General features: G+C 46.4%; 2 protein-coding genes. Both read left to right on the forward strand.

What is annotated here, in order from left to right:
- Positions 1 to 640 precede the first annotated feature (640 nt).
- Entirely contained in the window at positions 641 to 4,291 is a 3,651-nt protein-coding gene (locus B151_RS20420; protein ID WP_020404892.1) for a PKD domain-containing protein, read from the forward strand.
- A gap of 54 nt (positions 4,292 to 4,345) precedes the next feature.
- Positions 4,346 to 4,549: a PID-CTERM protein-sorting domain-containing protein gene (locus tag B151_RS0117280; protein ID WP_020404893.1), complete on the forward strand. Its 204-nt coding sequence runs from the start codon at positions 4,346 to 4,348 to the stop codon at positions 4,547 to 4,549.
- Positions 4,550 to 4,715 lie beyond the last annotated feature (166 nt).

The raw sequence follows: 4,715 nt of genomic DNA on the forward strand, positions 1-4,715 counted from the left end.
GACAACAGTTTGGGTAATATCAAACAGATTCCGCGTAGTGCATCAATCCGGTATTAAAGGTGTATAAAATTACGAGAACAGCTAAAGCCTCTAAGGTTGTCTTCCAGAGCGCCCGCCGGGTTATATTAGGTATCTGTATGGTGAACGCGATGGATCTCAAGATCTGCACCGGCGAGTGGTTTTAGGCGTTGAGATCCCTCGCGTAAGAAAATCCAACTCCTGGCAACATTTTGGCGACTCGGGATGACAACTTTTTCAACGCACTCGCTCCTACGCTCTGCGTTGGAGCGAATTATTAGGTTCGATGATCGATCGTCGGTTTTTCTTAAGCTGCATTTATGCGCGAGTGTCTTACTTGTGCGGTGTTGAATTCTAATTGGGTTGTCTTTTTTATGTAATTCGTCAGGGTAATTATGGCAAGCCGAACGCTGCGAGGACCTAAGGACGCTCGAAGCGTTCTACATTTGTGTTTTTAAGATCTTGCCTGGCTTTGTTTTCCATTCTAAATATTGAGATCCGTTCGTATTTTTACTTCTACCTGATCAAAGAGATTCATTTTCTTTGGGTTTCATACATGGACTTAGGTCCTTACTGAAACCGGAAGTGATGCTGTTGCCGCATCTAAAATGAATTTTTATCTATGCAGAATCTGTTACCAACCAAGTTTTTCTTTCTTCTCTTTACCATTGCGATCCTCACTTTTTCGAGCACCTCAGGCCTTGCTCAGATCTATGTGGATGCTGATGCTACCGGCGCCAACGACGGCTCCTCGTGGACAAACGCCTACACCTCTCTTCAGGATGCCATCGATGCCGCTACCGGTTCCGACCAAATCTGGATCGCCGATGGAATCTATTACCCGGATGAGGGAGCCAATGTAACCAATGACGATCGCTTGTCCGCTTTCACCATTACCGGAGAAAAAGACGGGCTTATGATCCATGGGGGTTTTTCGGGGTCAGAATCTTTATTAAGTGAAAGAGACCTCTCCGCTAATGAAACCATTCTTTCGGGAGATATTGATCAGGATGGGGACTTAGCCGGTAATAGTTATAATGTGGTGAGGTTAAAGAGGATGATTTCCAATAATCCACCCGTAGTCAATTTTTCATATGTATGGACCAACCTGTCTGTTGATTTTACCCAAGAAGCCACGGATACCGATGGTTCCATCGTTTCTTATTCCTGGGATTTTGGGGATGGAAGCAGCAGTTCATCCGCAAATCCGAGTCATACCTATAGCTCCGGAGGATCTTACACCGTCACCCTTACCGTCACGGATGATGATGGCGCTACGGGTGATCTTTCCGGAACGGTGACGGTTTCTTCAGGAAGTACCGGAAATTATAAATATCTAGCATACAAGACAGCCTCTAATGCTTCCAATGCAGAGTCCATCACCAATGCTACGGTGTTGTCTGATCTTACCATTCAGGGAGGAAATGCTAATGGCACGAATACGAATTACTACGAAAACCGCGGAGCAGGTATTTATTGCAATGGGGAAGAATCAACCTGTAATCCAACCTTAAACCGATTGTTCGTTACGGGAAACTCAGCAACTTTTGGAGGAGGGATGTTCAACTACGGCCGTTTGGGAGAAGCAAGCCCAACCATGACCGGTGTGGTATTTACCGCTAATAAGTCATTGAGTAACGGCGGTGCTATATACAACTATGGTCGCGGCGGAATAGCGAATCCCAAGATCATCAATTCCACTTTTGCCGGCAACAATGCGAATACCTCAGGTGGGGCGATGTACAATTATGGATATACCAATGGAACAGCAACTCCTGAAATTACCAACAGCATATTTTTTGGCAACCTGGCTGATTCTGATGGAAATGATACTGGAACCGGAGATCAAATTGCTGTGGACGGAGATGATGCCGGGCCCATTATCGAATATTCTTTGTTTGAAGGAGGCTGTCCACCCGGTGCCGATTGTGGGGATGGCTCTACTTTATTGACTGCAAATCCGCAATTCAGCGATATTAATGATGCCGATGGAATAGATAATGTTTTTGGAACTGCAGATGATGGGCTTATCCTATTAAGTAATTCCCCGGCTATTGATGCAGGAACAGCCGATACCACGGGACTGGGACTGCCATCTTCCGACCTAATCGGTTCACCAAGAATCGAAGGTTCAGGGATCAATTTGGGAGCGTATGAAGTGCTTACCCCGGTAAATGGCGGTGGGGCCATCACGCTGGATGGAATCGATGATTACCTGGTTTTCGATGATGTGGCGAACTCCTACTCAGGCTTAGTGCCTTTTTCTGTTGAATTCTGGATGAAGGCGGACATCAATGATCAGGAAGATACCGGCGCCATCGCTCTTTTAGATATTCGGGGATCTGATAAGGCCAATGATATTATTGTGATGATGAGCGGTGATGGGAAACCTCAAATGTATTTAAATGATGCTTTTCAGACCCCTATTGAATATCAGATCGGGGATAATGAATGGCATCATATCCATTTAAATCAATTTGTAAATTCATCGGACCAATCTCTGATCCAGTTGTTTGTAGATGGTGATTATAAACGTACATACAGTACCGGGTATAGTTTTAGTACGGGAGACCTGATCAGTATTGGTCAGGAATTTGATGGATCTTCGACCACGGATCATCTTAAAGGAAGCATCGATAACGTCCGGTTTTTAAAAGAGGACCTTGTGGTTGCAGATACGATAAAGACAACGGTTTTCCAGCCCATGGATCCTTCCGATGAAGACGTTGTAGCCCTATTTCGGTTGAATGAAAATAGTGGCAGTACCCTGTATGATGAGGTTTCCGGTACAAATTTGGGTACAACAATGGGAAACCCTGTTTGGAGTGAAGACCGATATCCCACCGGCACGTTCCTGAAAAACAGGGAGAGGTGGAAAATGGTCTCAAATCCAACCACCGGCTCCACCTACGGGGAGATCCTTGAGGATTTCTGGACGCAGGGCATTCCGGGTTCAGATGCTCCAAATAACGGGAGTCCTTCGGTATTGTATTATGATGAGGCAACCGGTCAGTTTTCTGCAATATCGAGTATGGATGATGAAACGGAATCCGGAAAAGGGTTCATCTTTTTTGAATACGGAGATCGTGATTATGATGGTACTGTGGAAACAGGCAGCAGGTTTATCACATCCGAAAAGCCAAGAATATTTGGGCCGGTTCGTCCGGCAATTACCTATACGGATTCTGGCACCCCCGCTGATGATGGCTGGAACCTGGTAGGAAATCCTTACGATCAGACTATTGACTGGGATGCCGCAGACGGCTGGAGTACCACCAACCTGGATGCATCCATTTATATTTGGAACAGTGCTCAGAAAACCTATCAGTCCTGGAATGGAACCACGGGGACTACGAATGATGGCCTGATTGCTCCATGGCAAGGGTTTTGGGTGAAAGCCAATGCAGCTAATCCGGCCATCACTTTCCGGGAAGATATCCGCAGTTTTGGCGGGCTATTTAGAAAAGAAAAAGCCACCCCCCAACTGCGATTTACGATCAGCGACGGACGAATGTCCAATGATGCGGTTGTAATGTTTTCGGAAGAATCTATGATTGAAAAAGATCGACTTGATGCCTACAAACTGGCCTCCTTCAATAGAGAATACCTGTCGCTGTTTACCGAGCTGAAAGATGGCTCGGCTCTTGATATCAACGCGCTGCCTTCTGAATTAGAAGAGTCCATTTCTATTCCAATGGGCCTCAGCAAGGGCGGTTCGACATCCTCAGGGGAGCTGGAACTGAGCTGGGAATCCGAAGCCCTGCCGGAAAACTGGGAGTTTGTTTTGAGGGATAACGAGACCGGACAGGAGGTTGATCTTAATGAGCAGTCAACGATCAGCTTTCAGCTGGCAGCCGGGAAGTCCGTAAAGAAGCAAGACCTTGCGCTTCCACGGCATGAAGTACTGTCTCCGAAAGTGATGAAAGCTAAAGGAGCCACTTCCCGGTTTACGATCAACATCACTTCCGCCCAGACTGTTGCGAATGAACGGTCGGCTGATCTTCCAACAACGGTGGAGTTGCAGCAAAACTATCCCAATCCGTTTAACCCGATCACGTCAATTGAATACGGTGTTCCCGAAACTGCAGAGGTTACGCTTGAGGTTTTTAATGTCCTTGGGCGAAAAGTAGCCACACTGATTCATCGTAAAAATAAACAGGCCGGCAGATATACCGTGCAGTTTAATGCGAGTGACCTGTCTTCCGGGTTGTACCTGTACCGACTGAAAACAGGAAATACGGTGATCACTAAAAAACTAACATTGATTAAATAGCTAATAGCCATCAGCTGAGAGCTACACCCAAATTTGAATTCCCATTCCCGACCCATGAAAACATTCTTACTCATAATACTGACCCTTTGTATCTTTCTAATTTTTAATGCAGTAGCTTTTGCTCAGCCACCTATTCCGGCCGCTCCATCTCAAGCTCCCATTGACGGCGGACTTGGTTTGCTGGCTGCCGCAGGTGGAAGTTATGCTTTGAAGAAACTACGTGATCGTAAGAACATGGACGACTTACCTGAGGATTAGGAAAAGACAGGCGTGAGAATAGCCTCCCCTTGCGCTGGCATCCCGAATTTCGAGGGGTGTTGCTTGCAGCGGCAATTTATGGTCAACGAGGAAGAAAGCGGGCCGTCTCTTTGAGACTCTAAACTTTGTCGTCACTATAGCCACGGGTTGAAACCGCGTGGCTACA

Origin of the sequence: Gracilimonas tropica DSM 19535 (assembly GCF_000375425.1) — a bacterium.
GTDB lineage: Bacteria > Bacteroidota > Rhodothermia > Balneolales > Balneolaceae > Gracilimonas > Gracilimonas tropica.

Excerpts from the sequence above, each read along its gene's own strand:
- B151_RS20420 (WP_020404892.1), top strand. The coding sequence starts at position 641 with ATGCAGAATCTGTTACCAACCAAGTTTTTCTTTCTTCTCTTTACCATT.
- B151_RS0117280 (WP_020404893.1), top strand. The coding sequence starts at position 4,346 with ATGAAAACATTCTTACTCATAATACTGACCCTTTGTATCTTTCTAATT.